This is a genomic window from Propionivibrio sp. (genome assembly GCF_047602565.1).
GTDB lineage: Bacteria > Pseudomonadota > Gammaproteobacteria > Burkholderiales > Rhodocyclaceae > Propionivibrio.
The window spans coordinates 496,351-516,188 of sequence record NZ_JASGGX010000001.1; the positions used below are offsets into that span (position 1 = coordinate 496,351).

General features: G+C 67.2%; 20 protein-coding genes and 1 pseudogene. 9 read left to right on the top strand and 12 right to left on the bottom strand.

What is annotated here, in order from left to right; all coding sequences use genetic code 11:
• Positions 1-8: 8 nt before the first annotated feature.
• The 3 genes from QM701_RS02275 to QM701_RS02285 all read left to right on the top strand — a co-directional run bounded on the left by QM701_RS02275 (position 9) and on the right by QM701_RS02285 (position 1,951).
• Positions 9-776: a UDP-2,3-diacylglucosamine diphosphatase gene (locus QM701_RS02275; RefSeq protein WP_415165480.1), complete on the top strand. Its 768-nt coding sequence runs from the start codon at positions 9-11 to the stop codon at positions 774-776.
• Between the two features lie 37 nt (positions 777-813).
• Positions 814-1,689, top strand: coding sequence for a carboxylating nicotinate-nucleotide diphosphorylase (gene nadC / locus QM701_RS02280; protein WP_415165481.1), 876 nt, complete (start codon positions 814-816; stop codon positions 1,687-1,689).
• A 124-nt stretch (positions 1,690-1,813) separates the two neighbouring features.
• Positions 1,814-1,951, top strand: a complete 138-nt coding sequence (locus QM701_RS02285; protein WP_415165482.1) for a hypothetical protein — start codon at positions 1,814-1,816, stop codon at positions 1,949-1,951.
• Positions 1,952-2,020: 69 nt separating this feature from the next.
• Here the strand turns inward: QM701_RS02285 and thrC are convergent.
• The 3 genes and pseudogenes from thrC to typA all read right to left on the bottom strand — a co-directional run bounded on the left by thrC (position 2,021) and on the right by typA (position 6,389).
• A pseudogene (thrC, locus tag QM701_RS02290) lies at positions 2,021-3,464 on the bottom strand (threonine synthase).
• A gap of 89 nt (positions 3,465-3,553) precedes the next feature.
• Positions 3,554-4,282, bottom strand: coding sequence for a GGDEF domain-containing protein (locus tag QM701_RS02295; RefSeq protein WP_415165483.1), 729 nt, complete (start codon positions 4,280-4,282; stop codon positions 3,554-3,556).
• 259 nt (positions 4,283-4,541) lie between these two features.
• Positions 4,542-6,389, bottom strand: coding sequence for a translational GTPase TypA (gene typA / locus QM701_RS02300; RefSeq protein ID WP_415165484.1), 1,848 nt, complete (start codon positions 6,387-6,389; stop codon positions 4,542-4,544).
• 165 nt (positions 6,390-6,554) lie between these two features.
• Here typA and QM701_RS02305 point away from each other — a divergent pair, with 165 nt between their 5' ends.
• The 4 genes from QM701_RS02305 to QM701_RS02320 are packed head-to-tail and all read left to right on the top strand — an operon-like array spanning position 6,555 to position 10,503.
• Positions 6,555-8,627, top strand: a complete 2,073-nt coding sequence (locus tag QM701_RS02305; RefSeq protein WP_415165485.1) for an ATP-binding protein — start codon at positions 6,555-6,557, stop codon at positions 8,625-8,627.
• Complete coding sequence (locus QM701_RS02310; RefSeq protein WP_415165486.1) at positions 8,624-9,010, top strand: response regulator transcription factor; 387 nt, start codon at positions 8,624-8,626, stop codon at positions 9,008-9,010. Before QM701_RS02305 ends, QM701_RS02310 begins: the two co-directional genes overlap by 4 nt.
• Positions 9,011-9,014: 4 nt before the next feature.
• Positions 9,015-9,482 carry a chemotaxis protein CheX gene (locus tag QM701_RS02315; protein WP_415165487.1) on the top strand — a complete coding sequence of 156 codons (468 nt, stop codon included), beginning with the start codon at positions 9,015-9,017 and terminating at the stop codon, positions 9,480-9,482.
• 40 nt (positions 9,483-9,522) lie between these two features.
• Positions 9,523-10,503 (top strand): PstS family phosphate ABC transporter substrate-binding protein, encoded by a 981-nt coding sequence (locus QM701_RS02320; RefSeq protein ID WP_415165488.1) that lies wholly within the window; start codon positions 9,523-9,525, stop codon positions 10,501-10,503.
• A gap of 30 nt (positions 10,504-10,533) precedes the next feature.
• On the opposite strand, the gene QM701_RS02325 is transcribed toward QM701_RS02320, so the two are convergent.
• Together QM701_RS02325 and QM701_RS02330 are read right to left on the bottom strand one after the other, a co-directional pair.
• Positions 10,534-10,980 carry an SRPBCC family protein gene (locus QM701_RS02325; RefSeq protein WP_415165489.1) on the bottom strand — a complete coding sequence of 149 codons (447 nt, stop codon included), beginning with the start codon at positions 10,978-10,980 and terminating at the stop codon, positions 10,534-10,536.
• Positions 10,981-11,174: 194 nt separating this feature from the next.
• A complete protein-coding gene (locus QM701_RS02330; RefSeq protein WP_415165490.1) occupies positions 11,175-11,732 on the bottom strand; it encodes a maltose acetyltransferase domain-containing protein in 558 nt (185 codons plus the stop codon).
• 108 nt (positions 11,733-11,840) lie between these two features.
• On the opposite strand from QM701_RS02330, the gene QM701_RS02335 reads away from it, so the two are divergent.
• On the top strand, positions 11,841-12,086 hold the full coding sequence (locus QM701_RS02335; RefSeq protein WP_415165491.1) for a type II toxin-antitoxin system Phd/YefM family antitoxin: 246 nt from the start codon (positions 11,841-11,843) through the stop codon (positions 12,084-12,086).
• Positions 12,083-12,469 (top strand): type II toxin-antitoxin system VapC family toxin, encoded by a 387-nt coding sequence (locus QM701_RS02340; RefSeq protein WP_415165492.1) that lies wholly within the window; start codon positions 12,083-12,085, stop codon positions 12,467-12,469. Before QM701_RS02335 ends, QM701_RS02340 begins: the two co-directional genes overlap by 4 nt.
• A 27-nt stretch (positions 12,470-12,496) precedes the next feature.
• Here the strand turns inward: QM701_RS02340 and QM701_RS02345 are convergent, their stop codons facing one another.
• The 7 genes from QM701_RS02345 to QM701_RS02375 all read right to left on the bottom strand — a co-directional run bounded on the left by QM701_RS02345 (position 12,497) and on the right by QM701_RS02375 (position 19,831).
• The gene (locus QM701_RS02345) at positions 12,497-13,015 is read right to left on the bottom strand and encodes an O-acetyl-ADP-ribose deacetylase (protein ID WP_415165493.1); all 519 of its coding nucleotides are present in this window, start codon (positions 13,013-13,015) and stop codon (positions 12,497-12,499) included.
• A gap of 36 nt (positions 13,016-13,051) precedes the next feature.
• A complete protein-coding gene (locus QM701_RS02350) occupies positions 13,052-13,777 on the bottom strand; it encodes a metallophosphoesterase family protein (RefSeq protein WP_415165494.1) in 726 nt (241 codons plus the stop codon).
• Between the two features lie 60 nt (positions 13,778-13,837).
• The gene (locus QM701_RS02355; RefSeq protein WP_415165495.1) at positions 13,838-14,239 is read right to left on the bottom strand and encodes a nuclear transport factor 2 family protein; all 402 of its coding nucleotides are present in this window, start codon (positions 14,237-14,239) and stop codon (positions 13,838-13,840) included.
• Between the two features lie 170 nt (positions 14,240-14,409).
• Positions 14,410-14,880, bottom strand: coding sequence for an HAD family hydrolase (locus QM701_RS02360; RefSeq protein WP_415165496.1), 471 nt, complete (start codon positions 14,878-14,880; stop codon positions 14,410-14,412).
• A gap of 76 nt (positions 14,881-14,956) precedes the next feature.
• Positions 14,957-18,016, bottom strand: a complete 3,060-nt coding sequence (locus tag QM701_RS02365; RefSeq protein ID WP_415165497.1) for a MutS-related protein — start codon at positions 18,014-18,016, stop codon at positions 14,957-14,959.
• Between the two features lie 27 nt (positions 18,017-18,043).
• Positions 18,044-19,309: a phosphopyruvate hydratase gene (gene eno, locus QM701_RS02370; protein WP_415169330.1), complete on the bottom strand. Its 1,266-nt coding sequence runs from the start codon at positions 19,307-19,309 to the stop codon at positions 18,044-18,046.
• Positions 19,310-19,414: 105 nt separating this feature from the next.
• The gene (locus tag QM701_RS02375; protein ID WP_415165498.1) at positions 19,415-19,831 is read right to left on the bottom strand and encodes a universal stress protein; all 417 of its coding nucleotides are present in this window, start codon (positions 19,829-19,831) and stop codon (positions 19,415-19,417) included.
• Positions 19,832-19,838: the final 7 nt, after the last annotated feature.

The following is a 19,838-nucleotide window of genomic DNA, read 5'->3' on the forward strand; positions in this document are numbered from 1 at the left end:
TCCGCGCCGTGCTCCACTTCCTGTCGGACCTGCACCTCTCGCCCGACGCGCCCGGCATCACGCGCCTGTTCCTCGACTACCTCGCCGGCGAGGCGCGTAGCGCCGAGCGGATCTTCATCCTCGGCGACCTGTTCGAGGCGTGGCCGGGCGACGACGCCCTCGACGACCCCGAGGACGATTTCGCCCGCGCCGTCGCCGACCGCCTGCGCGCCCTTGCCGACAGCGGCACCGGCGTCGCCGTCCAGCACGGCAACCGCGACTTCCTGCTCGGCGACCGTTTCGCCGAGCGATCCGGCGCCACTCTGCTGCCGGACCCGTACGTCCTCTCGCTGCCCGCCTGGCAGTTCGTCCTCTCGCACGGCGACGCGCTATGCACCGACGACGCCGACTACCAGGCGTTCCGCGCGCAGGTGCGCGCGCCGGCCTGGCGCGCCGCGTTCCTGGCGCGGCCGCTGGCCGAGCGCCAGGCCGCCGCCGCCGCGATGCGCCTGCGCAGCGAGGCCTCCAAGCGCGAAAAGACCGCGCAGGCGATGGACCTCAACGCCGCGGCCACGGACGACTTCCTGCGCCGGCACGGCTACGCCACGCTGATCCACGGCCATACGCACCGCCCCGCCGAGCACGATCACCTGGTCGACGGCATCCACGTGGAACGCTGGGTGCTGGCCGACTGGCGCGAGGAGCGCGGCGAATACCTGGCGTGGGACGGCCATCGGTTCGCCCGCCACGCCCTGCTCCCGGTGGCCGCGCCACGCCTGCCGGCCGGAGCGCGATGATAGAATTCCCCTTCCCATTCCACACCTCCAGCCCCCCATGAACAGCCCTGCCCCATCCCTGCCCGACTACCTGAGCGACGCCGAGATCGAACGCAACGTCGCCGCCGCGCTGGCCGAGGACGTCGGCGCCGGCGACCTCACGGCGCAGCTCGTGCCGGCCGGCCGCATCGCCCGCGCCACCGTCGTCTCCCGCGAGCACGCCGTGCTGTGCGGCACGGCCTGGTTCGAACGGTGCTTCAGGAAACTCGACGCCACCATCGAAATCGTCTGGCACGCCCGCGACGGCGAACGCCTGGCGCCGGGCCAGCTGGTCTGCGCGCTGGCCGGCCCGGCGCGCGCCCTGCTGACCGGCGAGCGCACCGCGCTGAACTTCCTGCAGATGCTTTCCGGCGTGGCCAGCAAGGCGCGGCAGTACGCCGACGCGGTGGCCGGCACCCGCGCCCAGGTGGTGGACACGCGCAAGACGCTGCCCGGCCTGCGTCTGGCGCAAAAATACGCGGTGCTGTGCGGCGGCGGCGGCAACCACCGCATCGGCCTGCACGACGCCATCCTGATCAAGGAAAACCACATCGTGGCGGCCGGCGGCATCGCCGCGGCCGTGGCGGCGGCGCAGGAAATCGCCGGGGCGTCGGGCCGCTGCAAGTTCGTCCAGGTCGAGGTCGAAAATCTCGATCAGCTCCGGCAGGCGCTCGCGGCCGGCGCGGCCATGGTCCTGCTCGACAACATGAATCTCGAGCGGATGCGCGAGGCGGTCGCCATCGCCGCCGGCAAAGCGGTCCTGGAAGCCTCCGGCAACGTCAGCCTGGAAACCGTGCGGGCCATCGCCGAAACCGGCGTCGACCGGATTTCGGTCGGCAGCCTGACCAAGGACGTGCGCGCGCTGGACCTGTCGATGCGTTTCCAGGAGGAATAGAAGCGACGGGCAACCCAGGGGGAAATCCGGCAGATACCCCTAATGAAGTCGCCGCGGTTGCCGATATAAGAATTCATTGCGGGCGTACATCTGCCGGCCGCACCCATAAAAAGAAAGGGAAGTTATGCTGTTCGCGTTGTTCTACGTGGTTGCTATAACCATCCTGATCCTCCATTTCACCGGATTCCTCGCCCGCCACAACCTCGAATGGCTGGTGATCGCCCTGGCGGTGCTGGTCTTCCCGGCCGTCCTGTACCTCTGACGCCTCCGCGCGGAGAAAACGAAAAAGGGCACATGGCGTGCCCTTTTTGCATTCGCGGCGGGCCGCGGACTAGCGCGCTGCCAGCTGCCGCGCGATGAAGCGCTTCACGGCGTCGGCGTCAACGTCCATCACCTCGACGCGCTGCGGCAGCGCTTCGATGCCGGCCATGGCGGCCGGGCGATCGGGCCGGCGGCCCAGCGCCTCGACGATGGTTTCCTCGAACTTGGCCGGCAGCGCGGTTTCCAGCACCAGCGTCGGCATGTCGTCCGGGCGCTGCTCCAGCGCCACCTTGAGGCCGTCGGCGGTGTGCGTGTCGATCATCACGCCGTAGCGCTCGTAGGTCCGGCGAATCGTCGCCAGCCGGTCGGCGTGGGTGCTCTTGCCGGAGACGAAGCCGAATTCCGGCAAGGCGGCGAAGTACGGCGTCGCCGACAGGTCGAAGCTGCCGCCGGCGTCGACCTTGCTCCACAGTTCGCGCACCACGGCCGGGTCGCGGCCGACCAGGTCGAAGACGAAACGCTCGAAGTTGGACGCCTTGGAAATGTCCATCGACGGGCTGGTCGTCGTCCAGGTATCGGCCGTGCCGCGCGGGCGATAGACGCCGGTGCGGAAGAACTCGTCGAGCACGTCGTTCTCGTTGGTCGCCAGCACCAGCCGGCCGATCGGCAGGCCCATCATGCGCGCGACGTGGCCGGCGCAGATGTTGCCGAAGTTGCCCGACGGCACGGCGAAGGCCACCCGCTCGTCGTTCGACCGGGTGCCGGCGAAATAGCCCTTGAAGTAGTAGAACCACCTGCGCGGCAACGCGCGCCCAGTTGATCGAATTGACCGCGCCGATCTTGTAGCGGGCCTTGAAATCGTGGTCGTTGGAGACCGCCTTGACGATGTCCTGCGCGTCGTCGAACACGCCGCGCACGGCGATGTTGAAGATGTTGGCGTCCTGCAGCGAATACATCTGCGCGCGCTGGAACGCGCTCATGCGCTCGTGCGGCGAGAGCATGAACACGCGGATGCCGTACTTGCCGCGCATGGCGTACTCGGCCGCCGAGCCGGTATCGCCGGAGGTCGCGCCGAGGATGTTGATCGCCTCGCCCTTTTTCGCCAGCACGTACTCGAACAGGTTGCCGAGCAGCTGCATGGCCATGTCCTTGAACGCCAGCGTCGGGCCGTTCGACAGTTCGAGCAGGCCGAGCCCCGGCTCCAGCCAGCGCACCGGCGTGATCTCGGCCGCCCGTTCCGGATTGCGGCCGTTGCAGTACACGGCGGCGGTGTAGGTCGTGTCGGCCAGCGCCTGCAGGTCGGCCGCCGGAATGTCGTCGATGAACTTGGCGAGCACGGCGCCGGCCAGCTCGGCGTACGACAGCCCGCGCCAGCGGTCCAGCTCGGCGCGCGTCACCTGCGGATAGTCTTCCGGCAGGTACAGCCCGCCGTCGGGCGCGAGGCCGCCGAGCAGGATTTCGGTGAAGGTCTTGCTGGGCGACGAGGCGCCGCCGCGGGTCGAGATGTAGCGCATGGAGGCCGTGTCCGGGTGGAAGGTGATGGAACGCCGAAAGTCCGGGAGTTTACCATCACCGCGCCCGGCGGCCCGAGGGCCGGCGGCGATCAGCCGGCGACGATGCGGTTCTTGCCGGCGCGCTTGGCGGCGTAGGTGGCGGCGTCGGCCCGCTGGAGGGCTTCCTCCAGCGATTCGAAGTAATCGTGGCCGATCACGCCGGCGCTGAAGGTCGCCGGCTGCGCCATGCCCGGCGCCCGGCGCGCCGAGAATTCGCCGAGGAAGCGCCGCACGGCCTTGCAGGCGTCGCCGACCGAGGTGTCCGGCAGCATCAGCACGAATTCCTCGCCGCCGAACCGGCACAGCGCGTCGGACGGACGCATCGCGTCCTGCAGCACGCGCACCAGGTGCACCAGCACCCGGTCGCCGACCATGTGCCCGTACCGGTCGTTGAGCGCCTTGAAGTCGTCGAGATCGATCATCACCAGGGCCAGGCGTCCGCCGCTGCGGCGGGTGCGCGCCATTTCGCGCGCGTAGGCGCGCTCGAAACCCCGGCGGTTGAGGGCGCCGGTGAGCGGGTCGGCGAAGGCCGCGCTGCGGGCCTCCGCCAGGGCCTTCTCCAATTCGGCGATGCGCATTTCCGCGGCCAGGAGTTGGAGCATGCCGGCGTCCCGCACCACCTCGCTCGACAGGCCGAGCAGCGTCTGCACCGCCGCCGTATGGGCGCGCGGCGTGAGGACCGCGCACGGCTGCGCGGGCACGGGCTGCGGGAAACGGCGGTGCAGGCGGCGCGAGGCCGGCCGGTTCGACTGGAATAGCGAGGTATTGTCGTGACTCATGTTGTTCTGCCTTCTCTCCCACGATCCCCAAACGTTTTCCGGCGCCGGTGTGCCGGATTCCGGTTTCCCGGGAACGGCGGCGCCGCTTTCCAAGCGTTCTAACGGAAAAAAAGGGCGAAACTTTACATTTATTTTAGGAAAACATCGCAATATATTGTTTTAAATAATAAATTGCGAAAAATTTCCGCCCTGCGGCGAACAATGGAACACCTCGGCGTCCCGGCGGAAGCCGGGCGTCGAAGCGAACGCGCGCGGCGCCTCAGCTGCCTTCGCTGCGCAACGCCCGGCGGCGTTCGTGTTCGGAAAGGTAGCGCTTGCGGATGCGCAGGCTTTTCGGGGTGATTTCCACGAGTTCGTCGTCGTCGATGAACTCGACCGCGGATTCCAGCGTGAGCTGGACCGGCGGCGTCAGGCGCACCGCCTCGTCGGTGCCCGAAGCGCGGACGTTGGTCAACTGCTTGCCCTTGATCGGGTTGACCACGAGGTCGTTCTCCCGCGAGTGGATGCCGATGACCATGCCTTCGTACAGGCGATCGCCGGGCACCACGAACATGCGGCCGCGGTCCTGCAGCTTCCACAGCGCGTAGGCCACGGCCTCGCCGTGCTCGGCCGAGATCAACACGCCGTTGCGGCGGCCAGGGATGTCGCCCTTGACCGGCGCGTAGTCGTCGAACACGTGGCTCATCAGGCCGGTGCCGCGCGTCAGGTTCATGAATTCGCCCTGGAAGCCGATCAGGCCGCGCGCCGGCACGCGGTATTCGAGGCGGACGCGGCCGCGCCCGTCGGAAACCATGTCCTGCAGATCGCCCTTGCGGTAGCCGAGGGCTTCCATGACCGCGCCCTGATGGTTTTCCTCGACGTCGAGCGTCAGCATTTCGTAGGGCTCGCACTGCTCGCCGGCGATCGTCTTGAAGATCACGCGCGGCCGCCCGACCGCCAGTTCGTAGCCTTCGCGGCGCATGGTTTCGAGCAGGATCGTCAGGTGCAGCTCGCCGCGCCCGGAGACCAGGAAGGAATCGGTGTCGCTGGTGTCCTCGACGCGCAGCGCCATGTTGGTCAGCAGTTCCTTGTGCAGGCGCTCGCGGATCTGGCGGCTGGTGACGAACTTGCCTTCGGTGCCGGCATACGGCGAGTTGTTGACCATGAAGGTCATGTTCAGCGTCGGCTCGTCGATCTTGAGCATCGGCAGGGCTTCCGGCGCGTCCGGCTGGGTGATCGTGCAGCCGATCGACAGCTCTTCGATGCCCGTCACCAGCACGATGTCGCCGGCCACCGCCTCGTCCATCGGCGTGCGCTCGATGCCGCGGAAGCCGAACACCTGGTTGACCTTGGCGTTCTTCGGCGCGCCGTGCTCGAAATTGCCGTCGGCGTCGGGCTGGCCGTACATCACCGTCACCTGCTGCGCGGGCCGCAGCCGGCCGCGCTGGATGCGGCCGATGCCGATGCGGCCGACGTAGGACGAATAATCCAGCGCGGCGATCTGCAATTGCAGCGGGCCGTCAACGTCGTCGGCTTCCGGCGCCGGGACGTACTGCAGGATCGCCTCGAACATCGGGCGCATGTCGGTGCCGGGCGTCTTCAGGTCGGCCGTGGCGTGGCCGTCGAGCGCCGAGGCGTAGATCACCGGGAAGTCGAGCTGCTCGTCGGTCGCCCCGAGCTTGTCGAACAGGTCGAAGGTGTGGTCGACGACCCAGTCGGGGCGCGCCCCGTCGCGGTCGATCTTGTTGACCACGACGATCGGCTTCAGGCCGAGGGCCAGCGCCTTCTTGGTCACGAAGCGCGTCTGCGGCATCGGCCCCTCGACCGCGTCGACCAGCAGCAGCACGCCGTCGACCATGCCCAGCACCCGCTCCACCTCGCCGCCGAAGTCCGCGTGTCCCGGCGTGTCGACGATGTTGATGTGCACGCCCGCGTAGTCCACGGCCAGGTTCTTGGCCAGGATGGTGATCCCGCGTTCCCGCTCCAGGTCGTTCGAATCCATGACGCGCTCGGCGACGTGCTGGTGGGCGGCGAAGGTGCCGGCCTGCTGGAGCAGCTTGTCGACCAGCGTGGTCTTGCCGTGGTCGACGTGGGCAATGATGGCGATGTTGCGGACGGGGCGGGACATGGAGGGGCAACTCATTGAAAAGGGGTGCGATTCTATCACACGCCGGGCCGGCCGCTCCGCCGCCGGACGCTCGCCGGCGCGGCCCGGAGCGGACTGTAATACGGCAGTAACCGCCGTGCTCCAGAATGACGCGACAAAAATGCGCTGCGGATGAACGAAAACAACATGAACGTACCGACTTCCTTCGGCAAATACGCCGGCCTGGTGCTGGCCATCGTGCTCTTCCTGGTGATCGACGTCGGCGTGCTGGCCTTCAACGTGGTGGCCTCGCGGGAAATCGAGCAGGACGCCTCCGAGATCAACACCGCCGGCGAACTGCGCATGGTTTCCCAGCAGCTCGCCAAGGCGATGCTGACGCTGGAGGACGAGGTGCGGGACGGTTTGCCGACGCAGACCAGCCTGGCCCAGATTCTCGAAGCCGGCGACGAATTCGACGATGCGCTGGCCAGGCTGGGAGAGTCGCGGCAGGGCCCGTTCGCCGGGCTGTTCGGCGACCGCGAGGCGCACGACGAGCGCAACCGGCTGCTGGAGGAACTCGCCGCCGAATGGCGCCCGCTCGGGCGCGACGTCGGGAGAATGCTCGAACGCAAGGACGGGCTGACGCTCGGCGACATCCAGCCGGTGTCGGTCAAGACGGTGTCGCGCAACCTGAAACTGCTGCAGCTCTCCGACGACCTGACGCAGCAGATGGAGGACATCTCGCGCGGCAAGACCACGGCCATCCGCACCATCCAGATCACCGCCATCTCGCTGGCGCTGCTCAACTTCGTCTTCATCGTCTTCAAGTTCATCCGCCAGCTCGAGGCCAGCGACCGGCGCGCCGCCGCGGCGCGCAAGGAGACCCTGGACATCCTCGGCACGGTACACCAGGGGCTGTTCCTGCTGCACGCCGACGGACGCATCGGCGCACAGCGCTCGGCCTCCCTGGAACGCCTGTTCGGCCGGCCGCTCCCGCCGCAGGCGCATTTCATGGACGACGTGCTGGCGCCCGTGCTCGCCGACGCCGAGGCGCGCGAAAACGCCGCCGGCTTCATCGCCATGCTGTTCGACAGGAAGGTCAAGCCGGTCCTGCTGGAACAGCTCAATCCGCTGACGGAAATCGAGGTCGCCACGCCGGACGACGCGCGCCACCGCACCAAGCACCTGAACTTCACCTTCGAGCAGGTCCGCGTCGGCGGCGCAGTCGATTCGCTGCTGGTGTCGGTCCTCGACGTCACCCGCGAGGTGCTGCTGCAGCGCGAACTGGCCTCCACCGAGGCGCGCGCCAGGACGGAAGTCGAACTCCTGCTCGGCGTGGTCGACCAGGACCCCGCGCTGGTGCAGGCCTTCATCGCCGACGCCAAGGCGCGCATCGGGCAGATCAACGGCGAGTTGCAGAACGTGCGCCCGGACGCCGCGTCCTACGCCCGCACCCTCAACTATGCGGCGCGCAACATCCATGCGATCAAGGGCGAGGCGGCCCTGCTGAACATCGGCGCGGTCGAGCGCCACGCCCATGCGCTGGAGGACGATCTGGCCCGCCTGCGGGAAGACAAGGCGCTCGCCGGCGAGGACTTCATCGCGGTCGCGGTCGGCGTCAACGAACTGCTCGAGCGGATCGGCACGGTCGAATCCGTGGTCGGCCGGATAGCCCGGTTCGCCGCCGCGGGCGACGCTACCGCCGAAGCTGCGACGCCTGACGCCCTGACGCCGATCGTCGCGGCGCTCGAACGGCTCGGCGCCGAAATCGCCGGCGAGCTGGGCAAGGAAGTGTTCTTCGAAGCCGAGTTTCCGCCGCTCAGCGCGGTTTCCGACGAGCTGCTGGAACTGTGCCGGGAGGCGTTGCCGCAGTTGATCCGCAACGCCGTCGTGCACGGCATCGAGGACCCCGAGACCCGCGTGCGGCGCGGCAAGGCGCCGTCCGGCTGCATCCGGCTGCGCTTCACGCTCGAAGGCGCCGCCGGCTACCGCATCCACGTCCGCGACGACGGCGCCGGCATTTCCCTGCCGGACCTGCGCCGCCGCGCCATCGAGACGGGACGCGGCTCGGAATCCGACGTGCGGAACATGGGCGACCGCCAGATCGTCTCCCTGCTCTTCGAGCCGGGCTTCTCGACGCTGGACGCGGCGCACCGGCACGCCGGCCGGGGCGACGGCATGGCCGTGGTGCGCGCGGCGATCGACCGCGCCGGCGCCGGCCTGCGCCTGCTGTCCGGCACCGGACGGTTCACCGAGTTCGTCATCCACAAGCCCGCATGAACGCCATGGCCGCCACGCATCGCCTGCTGATCGTCGACGACTCGATGCTCGTGCGCAACCGCATCGCGCGGCTGTGTTCCCGCGCCGAGCTGTCCGGCATCGCCATCGTGGGCCTCGCCGCCAACGGCGCGCAGGCGCTCGCCGTGGCGCGCGAGCAGTCGCCGACGCTGGTCACCCTGGATCTGACGATGCCGGAACTCGACGGCGAGGAATGCATCGGGCAGCTGGCCGCCATGCTGCCCGACGCGCGGATTCTCGTGGTCTCGGCCCTGTCCGACAAAGCCACCGCGCTGCGGGCGGTGCGCCGCGGCGCCCACGGCTTCATCCACAAGCCGTTCCGCGACGAGGAAATCGCGGACGCCCTGATCGAACTCATGGAATGACCGCATGTCCTGCGAACTGCAACCCGAAGACATCGAAATCCTGGCCGGCGCCATCACCGAATATTTCGAGGTGACTACCGGCGACCCGGCGCAGATCCGCTCGGCCTGGCTGCTCCAGCAAAGCGAGCCGGTCCTGCGCGAGGATTACAACGGGCTGATCGAGATCGGCGGCGGCTACCGCGGCAGCATCTGCTTTTCCGCCCCCCGGCGGCTGCTCGACTTCATCCTCCTGGCCTCCGGGCACGGCAGCTATGCGGAAGCCGACTACCTGGACGTCGTCGGCGAGATCGCCAACACCCTCTCCGGCCGCGCGCGCCGCTATTTCGGCGAGACGCTCGCCATCTCGCCGCCCCGCGCCTTCAAGCGCGACGACCCGGCCGTGGCGCCGCGGACCGACGGCACGCCATACGCCATCCCGATCGTTTTCCGCGCCCAGGAGGCGAATCTCGTCGTCCACCTGAGCCGCGCCTGATTTTTTTCTCCGCCCTCGCCGCCCCGCTCCGGAAACCAACATGACCCCGCACACGCTCCTCGCCGCCGTCGCCGCCGCATGCCTGACCCTGCCAGCCGCCGGTGCCGCCGTCGTCAAAATCGACGGCTCCTCGACCGTCTACCCCATCTCCAACGCCGTGGCCGAAGAATTCGAAGCGGCGAGAAAGAACGTCAACGTCGAGGTCGCGGTGTCCGGCACCGGCGGCGGTTTCGCCAAGTTCTGCCGCGGCCAGACCGACGTCTCCAACGCCTCGCGCCCCATCTCGGCCAAGGAGATGCAGGCCTGCCGCGAAGCCGGCGTCCGCTACGTGGAAATGCCGGTGGGCTACGATGCGCTGACCGTCGTGGTCAATCCGCGGAACGATTTCGTGCAGTCCCTGACGCCGGCGCAGCTCAAGCGGATGTGGGAGCCGGCGGCCAAGGGCCGGGTCGCCACCTGGCAGCAGATCGACCCGTCCTTTCCGGACGTGCGCCTCCGGCTCTACGGACCGGGGGCCAACTCGGGCACCTTCGATTACTTCACCGAGGCCATCGTCGGCAAGGCCAGGCAAGCGCGCAGCGACTACATCGCCTCGGAAGACGATTACCTGATCGTGCGCGGCGTCAAGCGCAACCCGGGCGCGATCGGCTACTTCGGGTACGCCTACTACCTCGAAAACCGGCGCAAGCTCAAGGCCGTGCCGATCGACAACGGCCACGGCCCGGTGCTGCCGTCGCCGGCGACCGTCGAAAACGGCAGCTACGCCCCGCTCTCCCGGCCGATCTTCATCTACGTCGCCGAGCGCGCCCTGGAGCGGAGCGAGGTCCGCGCATTCGTCGAGCATTACCTGGACAACGGCGCCCGCATCGTCAAGCGGCAGAACTACGTCCCGCTCGCCGACGCCGTTTACCGGAGCAACCGGAAAAACCTCGACGACCGCCGCTACGGCACCGTTTTCGGCGGCACCGAGGCCGTCGGCGCGCGCATCGAGGACATGCTCAGGCGGCCGGCGCAGGAATAGCGCGCCACGGCGCCGGTGACGCTCGACGGATCACGGCTCCGGAATCTCCGCCTCGACCAGCCACGCCAGCAACTGCAGCGACTCCTGCCAGCCCAGATAACAGGCTTCGGCCGGAATCACGTCGGGGATGCCTGCCTGGACGATATCGGCCTCGGTGCCCACGCTCACCGGACGCAGCGTGACCGAGGTGCGCATCTCGCCCGGCAGATTGGGGTCTTCGAAACGGTCGGTGTAGACCAGGCGCTCGTTGGGTACGAGTTCGAGGTATTCGCCGCCGAAGGCCTGACTGTGGCCGGTGGCCAGGTTGGTGAAGGACATCCGGTAGCTGCCGCCGACGCGGGCGTCCAGGTGATGCACGCGGCCGGTGAAGCCGTGCGGCGGCAGCCATTTGGCCATCGCGTCGGAATTGAGGAAGGCGCGATACAGGCGCTCGGCGGGCGCGCGGAAAACGCGGTGCAGGCGGACGGAATTGCTCATGACGTTTCCTTTCTCAATGGTGTCGCCCGGCCGGGCGCACCGGAAAAACGCTTGCGCGTTTGACCCGCCGGCGCCTCGCGGATCGCCAGGCGATCGTCGGGGACGTCAACGGCCTTGCGGTGTTCGATCCGCCGCTTGCCTGCGCGTTCCGGTTCGATACGCGGCGCCGCGCCCGGACATGACCGGATGCGTCCTCACTCCAGGGGCCGGATGACACGGCAGGGATTGCCCGCCGCGAGCACGGCGGGAGGCACGTCCCGGGTGACCACGCTGCCGGCCCCGATGACCGCGCCCGCGCCGATCGTGACGCCGGGGCAGATCACGACGCCGCCGCCGATCCAGACGTCGTCGCCGATGGTGACGGGCTTGCCGAACTCGAGCCCCCGCCGCCGCTGCTCCGCGTCGAGGGGATGCCCGGCCGTATACAGCTGCACCGACGGACCGAACAGCACGTTGTCGCCGATGACCACCCGGGCCACGTCGAGGACGACACAGTTGAAGTTGAAATAGACGTTCCTGCCCAGGGTGATGTTCACGCCGTAGTCGCACTGGAACGGCGGCGTGACGTGCGCATCCGTCGCCCGGCCGAACAGTTCCGCCAGCAGCGCAGCGCGCTCCTCCTCCGTGGCCGAGAGCGGCAGCGTGCTGAAGCGCCGGCACAGATCCCTTGCCCGGCGGCGTGCGGCGACGAGCACCGCGTCCGAACTGTCGTAGAGCTCGCCGGCAAGCATCTTGTCCTTTTCCGATTTCACCGTGCGCTCCTTTCCAAGTGGGTCATGCCACGAATTTTGGCATTGTTTGGTTTACATACGCCACCCAATCAAACTAGACTAACGAGACTTAGTTTACCTGAGATCATCATGCAAACAGTCAATATCCATGAAGCCAAGACACATCTGTCGCGTCTGGTCGAACAGGCTGCGGAGGGGGAATCGTTCATCATCGCCAAGGCGGGCAAACCGCTGGTCAAGGTGGTGGCATTGAACGCGCCGGAATCCGGCCAGCAAAAACGCCTGGGATTCATGGCCGGACAGATCGAGGTGCCCGACGACTTCGACCGTATGGGTGAGAGCGAAATTGCGCGGCTTTTCGAGGGTGAGGCATGAAGCTCCTGCTCGATACCCATCTGCTGCTGTGGGCCGCCGGAATGCCTGACCGCCTGCCTGCCGAAGCACGGAAACTGATGGATGATCCGGAGAACGAATTGTTTTTCAGCGCCGCCAGCCTGTGGGAAATCGCGATCAAGCAAGGGTTGGCCCGAGACGACTTCAAGGCCGACGCACGGCTGCTGCGCCGTGGGCTGTTCGACAACGGTTACAGCGAATTGCCGGTTGCCAGCGAACATGCGGTGGCGATAGATAGCCTGCCGCCCATCCACAAAGACCCGTTCGACAGGATGCTGGTGGCGCAGGCCACCGTCGAAGGCATCACTCTGCTGACGGCGGACGCGATGGTGGCCCGCTATCCGGGCCCGGTACGGCGGGTGTGAAACGCACCCGCCGATGCAAACCCGCAGTCAGGCCGCCGTCCGTGCCAGCGCCCGCTCGTAAACCCGCAAGTCATTGGCGGAGAAGCAGCAGAAGATGACTTCCGCGACGGTGGACGGCTGCTGCAGCGACTGTCTCACCGTCGACACGGCAATTTCGGCCGCGAGTTCGATCGGGTAGCCATACACGCCCGTGCTGATGCTCGGCAGCGCGATCGAGACGACGCCGGCCGAGGCCGCCAACTCCAGCGAGCGCCGATAGCAGGAGGCCAGCAGCTCAGGCTCCCCGCTCGCTCCGCCATGCCATACCGGCCCCACCGTGTGGATGACGTACCTGGCCGGCAGGCGATACCCCTTGGTGAGCTTGGCGTCGCCCGTCCGGCAGCCGCCGAGCAGCCGGCACGCTTGCAGCAATTCCGGCCCGGCGGCCCGATGAATGGCCCCATCGACCCCGCCGCCGCCAAGCAGCGACGAGTTCGCCGCGTTGACGATGGCGTCGACGGCCAGGGTGGTGATGTCGGCTTGAAGCGCGCGGAGGATTGTCGGCATTGGGGGTAGCGTCCAATAGTCGAAGTGCAAGTGTACTCAGGACATGTAACCGCATGACAAGGCGCGAGCCCAGTCGGGCCTTTGCCGCGCCAGGGCAAGCTGTTCCATGGAGCGGTGATCATATGAAATCGAAATAAGCTCGCATGACCAACGCCCTTCTGTTCGTTCAATGATGGCATAACGCGCGTCGGGAGAACCCGTTTCCACGACATGCGGGAAAGGATGAATGTCGTCGTAGGCGGGCAGTCCAACGCTTCCCGGATTGACGATCAGTTGACCGCTGGAAGAGCGTACCGACCGGGGAATATGGGAGTGTCCGCAGACGACGACCGCCGAACGCTCTTCGCCGAGGCGCGCATCGATTTCCATGCGTCCCGCCATGCGAAGACCGCCAGGCTCGACCGTCTCGAGGAAGTACTCCATATCGCTTGCCGGGGTGCCGTGGCACAACAGGATGTCGTGGGTGTGTCGAACACTCTTCTGTAGCGAGGCAAGCCAAGCGAATTCCGTGGACGTCAGCTGGGAATGCGCGAATTCATCGGAGGCGCTGCGTTGCCCCGGACCATGTGTCAAAAGCTGACGCTCATGATTGCCGGCAAGATGCATCCAGTCCTGCGACATGAGGAATTGCGCCGTTTCCCGTGGCAACAATGGACCGGAAAGACTGTCGCCAAGGTTGACGACGGTGTCGACACTTCGCCGCTTCATGTCCTTGACCACCGCTTCAAGCGCGGCAAGGTTTCCATGAATGTCGCTGAGCACAGCCACACGTTTAGAGGACATGGCGCGTAGAGATGGTCGAGAGTGAGGCCGGCTGACGGGTCAGGCCGGATAGGGAGAGTACTGATCCGCCACCGCCCACCACCTGCCATTTTCCCTGACGAAGAAAAACATGTCCCGCCCTCCCGTGTCGATTGTCTGTCCCCCCATGTCGAAGGACATGTCGAAGTAGTAGGAGACGACGGCGGAATCGCCATAGACGTGGATTACCGGATCGATTTCCTCCCAGCGATGAATACGGGCCGCATTGGAAAAGCCCTTCCACCCGGCGATGCAGGCAGCGCCGCCGTCGAGGCGATTTCGATCAGTCGCGGTGATGGCCACCATGTCTCGATGAAAAAACTTGCCAAGGTCGTCCGGGTCGCCCTTTGTCCAGGCGTCATTCATGGCGCGCACGGTCGCCCAGATTTCCTGTTTCAGCGGATCGTTGAAGTTGAAAGTCATAGGAACGCCCCTGGTGATTTCGGCAAGATCTGGCCGCCCCTCGTTTTGATGTCGTCTCGATCACGTCCGCGAAGGAAGCTCATCCGGCGGCAGGTTGGTTTATCGGCGGACATGCCGAACGCAATTCTACCGTGCCAGGACGCCAGAAAGGCCGAAAGGACTTTCGGCGGCTAATCCCGCAGCGTCGCCACGAGGCGCAACGGATTGGCGAGAAGATCCAGGGCGTCCAGGATGCTCGTGGCGGCGACGTCGGACGCCGCCAGCGCCACCGTGGCAGCGCCCTCCTGCTGGATGACGGCGATGCCGAGCGCCGCGTGTTCGAGCATCAGCCGGTCGTTGCGTCCGTTGCCGATGCTGGCGCATTTGGCGGCATCGAGTTTTTGCAGGTACGCCAGTTTCGCCGCCGCCTGATTCCCAGCCGGAAGCACGGAGACGCCGCAGGGCAAGCCGCGCAACGCCTCCTTTGCCTGGCCGAACGTATCGGCGGTCACGACATGGACCCGCAGCCGCCGGGCCAACGCCGTCAGGCGTTCGCCGACACCCGGCAACAGGCATCCGTCGCAGGCGAGCGTGCCGTTGAAGTCGAGTACGAGATGTTCCAGAACGAATGTTCCCGATCCCGGGATGCTGAGTTCGATCATCGTTTTTCCTCCGGTAAACAAAACTGCCCGCCAATCACGGCGGCGGAGCGCGCCTGCCCGTCCCGCGCCCGGACCGCTACGCTTCCGCGCCGAAGATCGTTGCATACAAATCCTCGCCGTAACTCGTTTCCAGCGGCTCCCCGGGCACCACCCGGAAGCTGCGCTGCCCATCGGCCAGGCGTTCCGCGCGCAGGAAGAGCGTTTCGTCCCCGTCTTGCTCGAAGCGGCTGCGCGCGAAATCGTACTGGTGCGTCACGAAGAACACCCGGATGCGCCGTTCCAGCAAGGCGTCGACCACCTGCCGGGCGATTTCCGAGCCTTCGCGCTCGTTGGTCGAAGCGAACGATTCGTTGCACAGGAGGATCGAACCGGGCGTGATGGCGTCGGCGATCTCGCTGAGGCGGGCCAGTTCCTCGTCGAACTTGCCGTGCGCCAGCGACGCATCTTCTTCGCGCTTGTAATGGGTGAACAGGCCGGCGCACGGGGCGGCGCCGAAATCGCTCGCGGCTACGAACATGCCGGCGTGCATCATCACGTATGCCAGCCCGAGGCTGCGCAGGAAGCTCGATTTGCCGCCCTGGTTGGCGCCGGTCACGACGACCAGCCCTTTTCCGTCGGCGTTCACCGTGTTGGCGACCACGGCGCGTTCCATCGTCAGCGCGAGCGAGACGTCGCTCAGGCCGGCGCAATGCAGGCCGCGTTCCGGCGCGTCCGCCGGGACGGGAAAGCTTGAGTGAACGCCCAGCGCATCCAGCCTGCGATGCAGATTCAGGCAGCCGATGTAAAAGGCCAGTTCCGTGCGCAGCGTCGCGAAGAAACCGGCGATGTGCTCGGCCGATTGTGCGACGGCGTTGGCGACCAGGCCGATTCCCCGGCTGCGCAAATCCGACAGGATTCTCGCGCCGGCCTCGTCGCGCTCGCCGATGCGGAAGCTGTATCCGGGCTGGCCCCGGCCGAGCAGGCGCGCGAGCCAGTGCGGAGGCTTCCCGCGCGGCTGCCGCAGCACGTGCCCGCAGCTTGCATGGCCCACGCCGAGCTGCGCGCTCAGCAGGAGGCCATCCTTGAATTCCAGTCGTTTCAGGTGTTCCCGGATCACGGCGAGATAGTCGTCGGAAAGCTCGCGGCGCAGCATCGCCATCAGGGCGGACAGCCCCTGCGATTCGAACAGGCCGGCATGCGCGTCGGCGAAATGCCTGACCTTCACGAGGGAGTCCATCAGCATCCGCATCAGGGCCATCGCGTCGTACAGGATGCCGGGAGGATAACGGGAGAAGATGCTGAAGCGGAGCTTGTCCTTGCCGTCGATGGCCCCGGCGGCGAGCCCGTAGAACTGGGCGATCGCTTCCGGATGCCGCAGGCAGTCCCTGACGATCTCCTGCCGGTACAGGATCGTTTCCCGGTCGCTGCCCAGGCTCGACAGCAGCGCCGCGTGCGCCACGTCGTGGAGGAAGCGGTCGTCGCCGGCCATGGCGTGCTGCACCGTCTCCAGGGCCAGGTCCTGCGTCACGGCCGGTGCGTGGCGGGGCAGGTCCTGCTCCGGGTCGAAGTCGCGGTCCAGGTGCATCAGGAGCGCCTTCATGGCCGAATCCGCGCCTTCAGGCGTTCCCGCGTGACGCCGTGCTTTTCGGCGATCGCCAGGGCGTAGGCCAGCCCCTCGGCCGGCCGGCGCTCCACCCGATAGGTGCGCAGCGACGGATCGGCCTGCGACGCCGAACCGACCAGGCTGACGGTTTTGCCGTCGAAGGCCGTCGAACTCGTCGAGGAAGGTGACGAGCAGCGCGAGCATGTCGCGCCGCGATAGTTCCGCCATGATCTTCCTGCCCAGATAAACGGCGTCCCTGAGCGTCGTCGAGGAAAATATCTCGTTCATGATCACGATGCTGTCCGGCGTCGCCCGCTCCAGTATCCGGCGAATCCTGACCAGATCGTCCTGCAGCTTGCCGCGCTGGTTGCCGATGTCCTCCTGGCGTTCGAAATGCGTGAACAGGCGGTCGCAGAGAAACAGCCGGGCGCTGGCGCCGGGGACCGGGACGCCGAGGCGGGCAAGGTAATGCAGCTGGCCGAACATCCGGGCGAACGTGGTCTTCCCGCCCTGGTTCGGACCGGTGACGACCTGGATGCGCTCGCGCCCGGAAAGGTGCAGGTCGTTGCAGACCACGGGCGTTTTCTCGTCGACGAGCTTGCCGGCGAGCGCGGCATCGAAGGCGCCTTCGACGGCGATTTCCTTCGAGCGGCGCGACAGTTCCGGGTAGCAGAAGCGCAGGCCGGCACGCCTGAACTTCTCGACGTAGCGGAGAAAGGCGAGGTAGAACTGAACGTCCCGGTCGCAGCGCGCGATCATCCGGTCCTGGAAATCGGCATGCTCGGCGCAGAACGCGCGCAGGCGGCCGAAGACCTCCGGGAAAAGGAGCGCCACGCGCTCGACGATCTGCGCCTCGACGTGGTTCATTCCCGCCTGTTCGGGAGACTCGACGAGGCGATTGCGCGCCGCGTCGCGCCGGAATTTGGCGAAGGTTTCCTCGACGGCTGCGCTGTAGTCGTCACCGCCGTCGTACGGCCGCACGGTGATGACCGGACCGTGGAGCAGCAGCCCGTAGCGGATCGCGCCGAGATCGGACTGGAGCCGCCGCATCTCCGAACGGAGGCGGACGAAACCGGCGGAATCGACGTAGTCCGCGAGCGCGTCGCGCAAGGCCCGCAGGCCGGCCGCGCCGAGGTCCAGCCCGCCGAGGCCGTCGCGCAGCGCCTCGACGCCGGTGCAGTAGCTGTCGCAGGCGGCGAGGAACCAATACTGCTTCTCGTGCGCGTAATAGCTTTTGTCGCGGTTCTCCAGGCGGACGCGCAGCGTGCGCATCCGCTCGGCAAACGCCCGGACGGCCGGCAAGGCCCCGCCGCCGTCGAGGTCGCGCATGATCTCCTGGCGATAGCGGATCGTGGCGGGGTCCGACAGCAGGCTGCGGAACAGCGGCGCCAGGTCGTATTCCCGCCAGTCGGCGGTGATGGCGTCGATGATCCGGTCGAGGGACAGATCGCGGAAGAAGTCGGCGGAGTAGATTTCCCCCTCCGCCTCGCCTTCCGTCTCCCGAAACAGGAGGCTGTGGAACCGGGGGCGGCCGGTGGGCAGGCTGGCCGTCATCCGTTCCGGCTCCACGGCGGGCTCCGTTCAGGCGCCGAAGCGCGCCGCCCGGCCGAGTTCGGCCTCGATCTCCAGCAGCCGGTTGTACTTGGCGATCCGTTCGCTGCGGCACATCGAGCCGGTCTTGATCTGCCCGCCGCCCATGGCCACGGCGAAATCGGCCATGAAGGCATCCTCGGTCTCGCCCGAGCGGTGCGAGATCACGAAGCCCCAGCCGGCCTTGCGGCACAGGCGGATCGCGTCGATCGTCTCGCTGACCGTGCCGATCTGGTTGAGCTTGATCAGCGCCGCGTTGCAGGCCTTCTCGGCGATGCCGCGGGCGACGTACTTCGGATTGGTGACCAGCAGGTCGTCGCCGACGATCTGGATGCGTCCCCCCATCCGCTGCGTCATCGCCGCGAAGCCTGTCCAATCATCTTCGGCCAGACCGTCTTCGATGGAAACGATCGGGTAGCGGTCGATCCATTGCTCGAACAGCGCGATCATCTCGGCGCTGGTCTTGTCACCCTGGCCGCTGCGGCTCAAGCGATATTTGCCGTCCTCGTAGAAAGACGACGCGGCCGGATCGAGCGCGATGGCGATGTCGCGGCCCGGTCGATAACCGGCCTGCTCGATGGCCGAGACGATCAGTTCACAGGCTTCGTCGTTGCCGCCCTTGAGCTGCGGCGCGAAGCCGCCTTCGTCGCCGACCGAGGTGGCGTAGCCCTTGCTGTACAGGATCTTCTTCAGCGCCTGGAAAGTCTCGGCGCCGTAGCGCAAGGCTTCGGCGAGCGACGGCGCGCCGACCGGCATGATCATGAATTCCTGGAAGTCGAGGCTCGAATCGGCGTGCTTGCCGCCGTTGAGCACGTTCATCATCGGCACCGGCAGATGCGTCGCGCCGGCGCCGCCGAGGTAAGCGTAAAGCGGCAGGCCGCAGGAACAGGCGGCGGCGCGCGCCACCGCCTGCGAGACGCCGAGAATCGCGTTGGCGCCGAGCCTGGCCTTGTTTTCCGTGCCGTCCAGCTCGATCAACAGCGCGTCGATCGCCGCCTGTTCGGTGGCGGCGCGTCCGGCGAGCGCGGCCGCGATCTCGGTATTGACGTGGTTGACGGCCGTGCGGACGCCCTTGCCGAGGTAGCGCCCGGCGTCGCCGTCGCGCAGCTCGACCGCCTCGTTGGCGCCCGTTGACGCGCCGGACGGGACCGAGGCGGTCGCGCTGCTGCCATCGTCCAGCGCCACGCGCACGCGGAGGGTCGGGAAGCCCCGCGAATCCAGGATCTCCAGGGCGCGGACGGATTGGATGGTACGTATCATGATGCTGATCTCCTTTTAGTATGGGTCGATGATGGCGGTATCCGGTTCGAAAATGCCGGATGCCGCCGGAAGCTTGAATCGTCGGGCCGGCGCGTTCACTGCTCAGCGCGCCAGCAGCACCGGACACCCGGCATGGTTGAGAATCTGCTTGGCGATCGAGCCCAGCAGCCAGCGCTGCATGAGGCCCCGCCCGCGGTGGCCGATGACGATCAGATCGGCGCCCCAGCGCTCGGATTCGATGAGGATGCGCTCGGCCGGATGGCCGACCGCCACCGCGCAGTCGAGGTCGATGCCGCGATCCGCCGCCAGTTGCCGCAGGGGTTTATGCACCTCGTGGTAGTGCTTGCGGGAATGCTCCAGCACGGCCTCGGTCTCGACCTCCTCGCCGAACTCCGGCGGCCGGGCCACCGACAGCACGCGGATCGCCGCGTGGCAGCGTTCGGCGAGATCGAGCGCCAGGGCGATGGCCTTGTCGGCCGGCTCGGAACCGTCGTAACCCACGAGAATCTTCTGGAACATGGCTTCG

Excerpts from the sequence above, each read along its gene's own strand:
- nadC (WP_415165481.1), top strand. The coding sequence starts at position 814 with ATGAACAGCCCTGCCCCATCCCTGCCCGACTACCTGAGCGACGCCGAG.
- QM701_RS02320 (WP_415165488.1), top strand. The coding sequence starts at position 9,523 with ATGACCCCGCACACGCTCCTCGCCGCCGTCGCCGCCGCATGCCTGACC.
- QM701_RS02340 (WP_415165492.1), top strand. The coding sequence starts at position 12,083 with ATGAAGCTCCTGCTCGATACCCATCTGCTGCTGTGGGCCGCCGGAATG.
- QM701_RS02325 (WP_415165489.1), bottom strand. The coding sequence starts at position 10,980 with ATGAGCAATTCCGTCCGCCTGCACCGCGTTTTCCGCGCGCCCGCCGAG.
- QM701_RS02335 (WP_415165491.1), top strand. The coding sequence starts at position 11,841 with ATGCAAACAGTCAATATCCATGAAGCCAAGACACATCTGTCGCGTCTG.
- QM701_RS02360 (WP_415165496.1), bottom strand. The coding sequence starts at position 14,880 with ATGATCGAACTCAGCATCCCGGGATCGGGAACATTCGTTCTGGAACAT.
- QM701_RS02315 (WP_415165487.1), top strand. The coding sequence starts at position 9,015 with ATGTCCTGCGAACTGCAACCCGAAGACATCGAAATCCTGGCCGGCGCC.
- QM701_RS02355 (WP_415165495.1), bottom strand. The coding sequence starts at position 14,239 with ATGACTTTCAACTTCAACGATCCGCTGAAACAGGAAATCTGGGCGACC.
- QM701_RS02345 (WP_415165493.1), bottom strand. The coding sequence starts at position 13,015 with ATGCCGACAATCCTCCGCGCGCTTCAAGCCGACATCACCACCCTGGCC.
- QM701_RS02285 (WP_415165482.1), top strand. The coding sequence starts at position 1,814 with ATGCTGTTCGCGTTGTTCTACGTGGTTGCTATAACCATCCTGATCCTC.
- QM701_RS02310 (WP_415165486.1), top strand. The coding sequence starts at position 8,624 with ATGAACGCCATGGCCGCCACGCATCGCCTGCTGATCGTCGACGACTCG.
- typA (WP_415165484.1), bottom strand. The coding sequence starts at position 6,389 with ATGTCCCGCCCCGTCCGCAACATCGCCATCATTGCCCACGTCGACCAC.
- QM701_RS02375 (WP_415165498.1), bottom strand. The coding sequence starts at position 19,831 with ATGTTCCAGAAGATTCTCGTGGGTTACGACGGTTCCGAGCCGGCCGAC.
- QM701_RS02365 (WP_415165497.1), bottom strand. The coding sequence starts at position 18,016 with ATGACGGCCAGCCTGCCCACCGGCCGCCCCCGGTTCCACAGCCTCCTG.
- QM701_RS02295 (WP_415165483.1), bottom strand. The coding sequence starts at position 4,282 with ATGAGTCACGACAATACCTCGCTATTCCAGTCGAACCGGCCGGCCTCG.
- QM701_RS02305 (WP_415165485.1), top strand. The coding sequence starts at position 6,555 with ATGAACGTACCGACTTCCTTCGGCAAATACGCCGGCCTGGTGCTGGCC.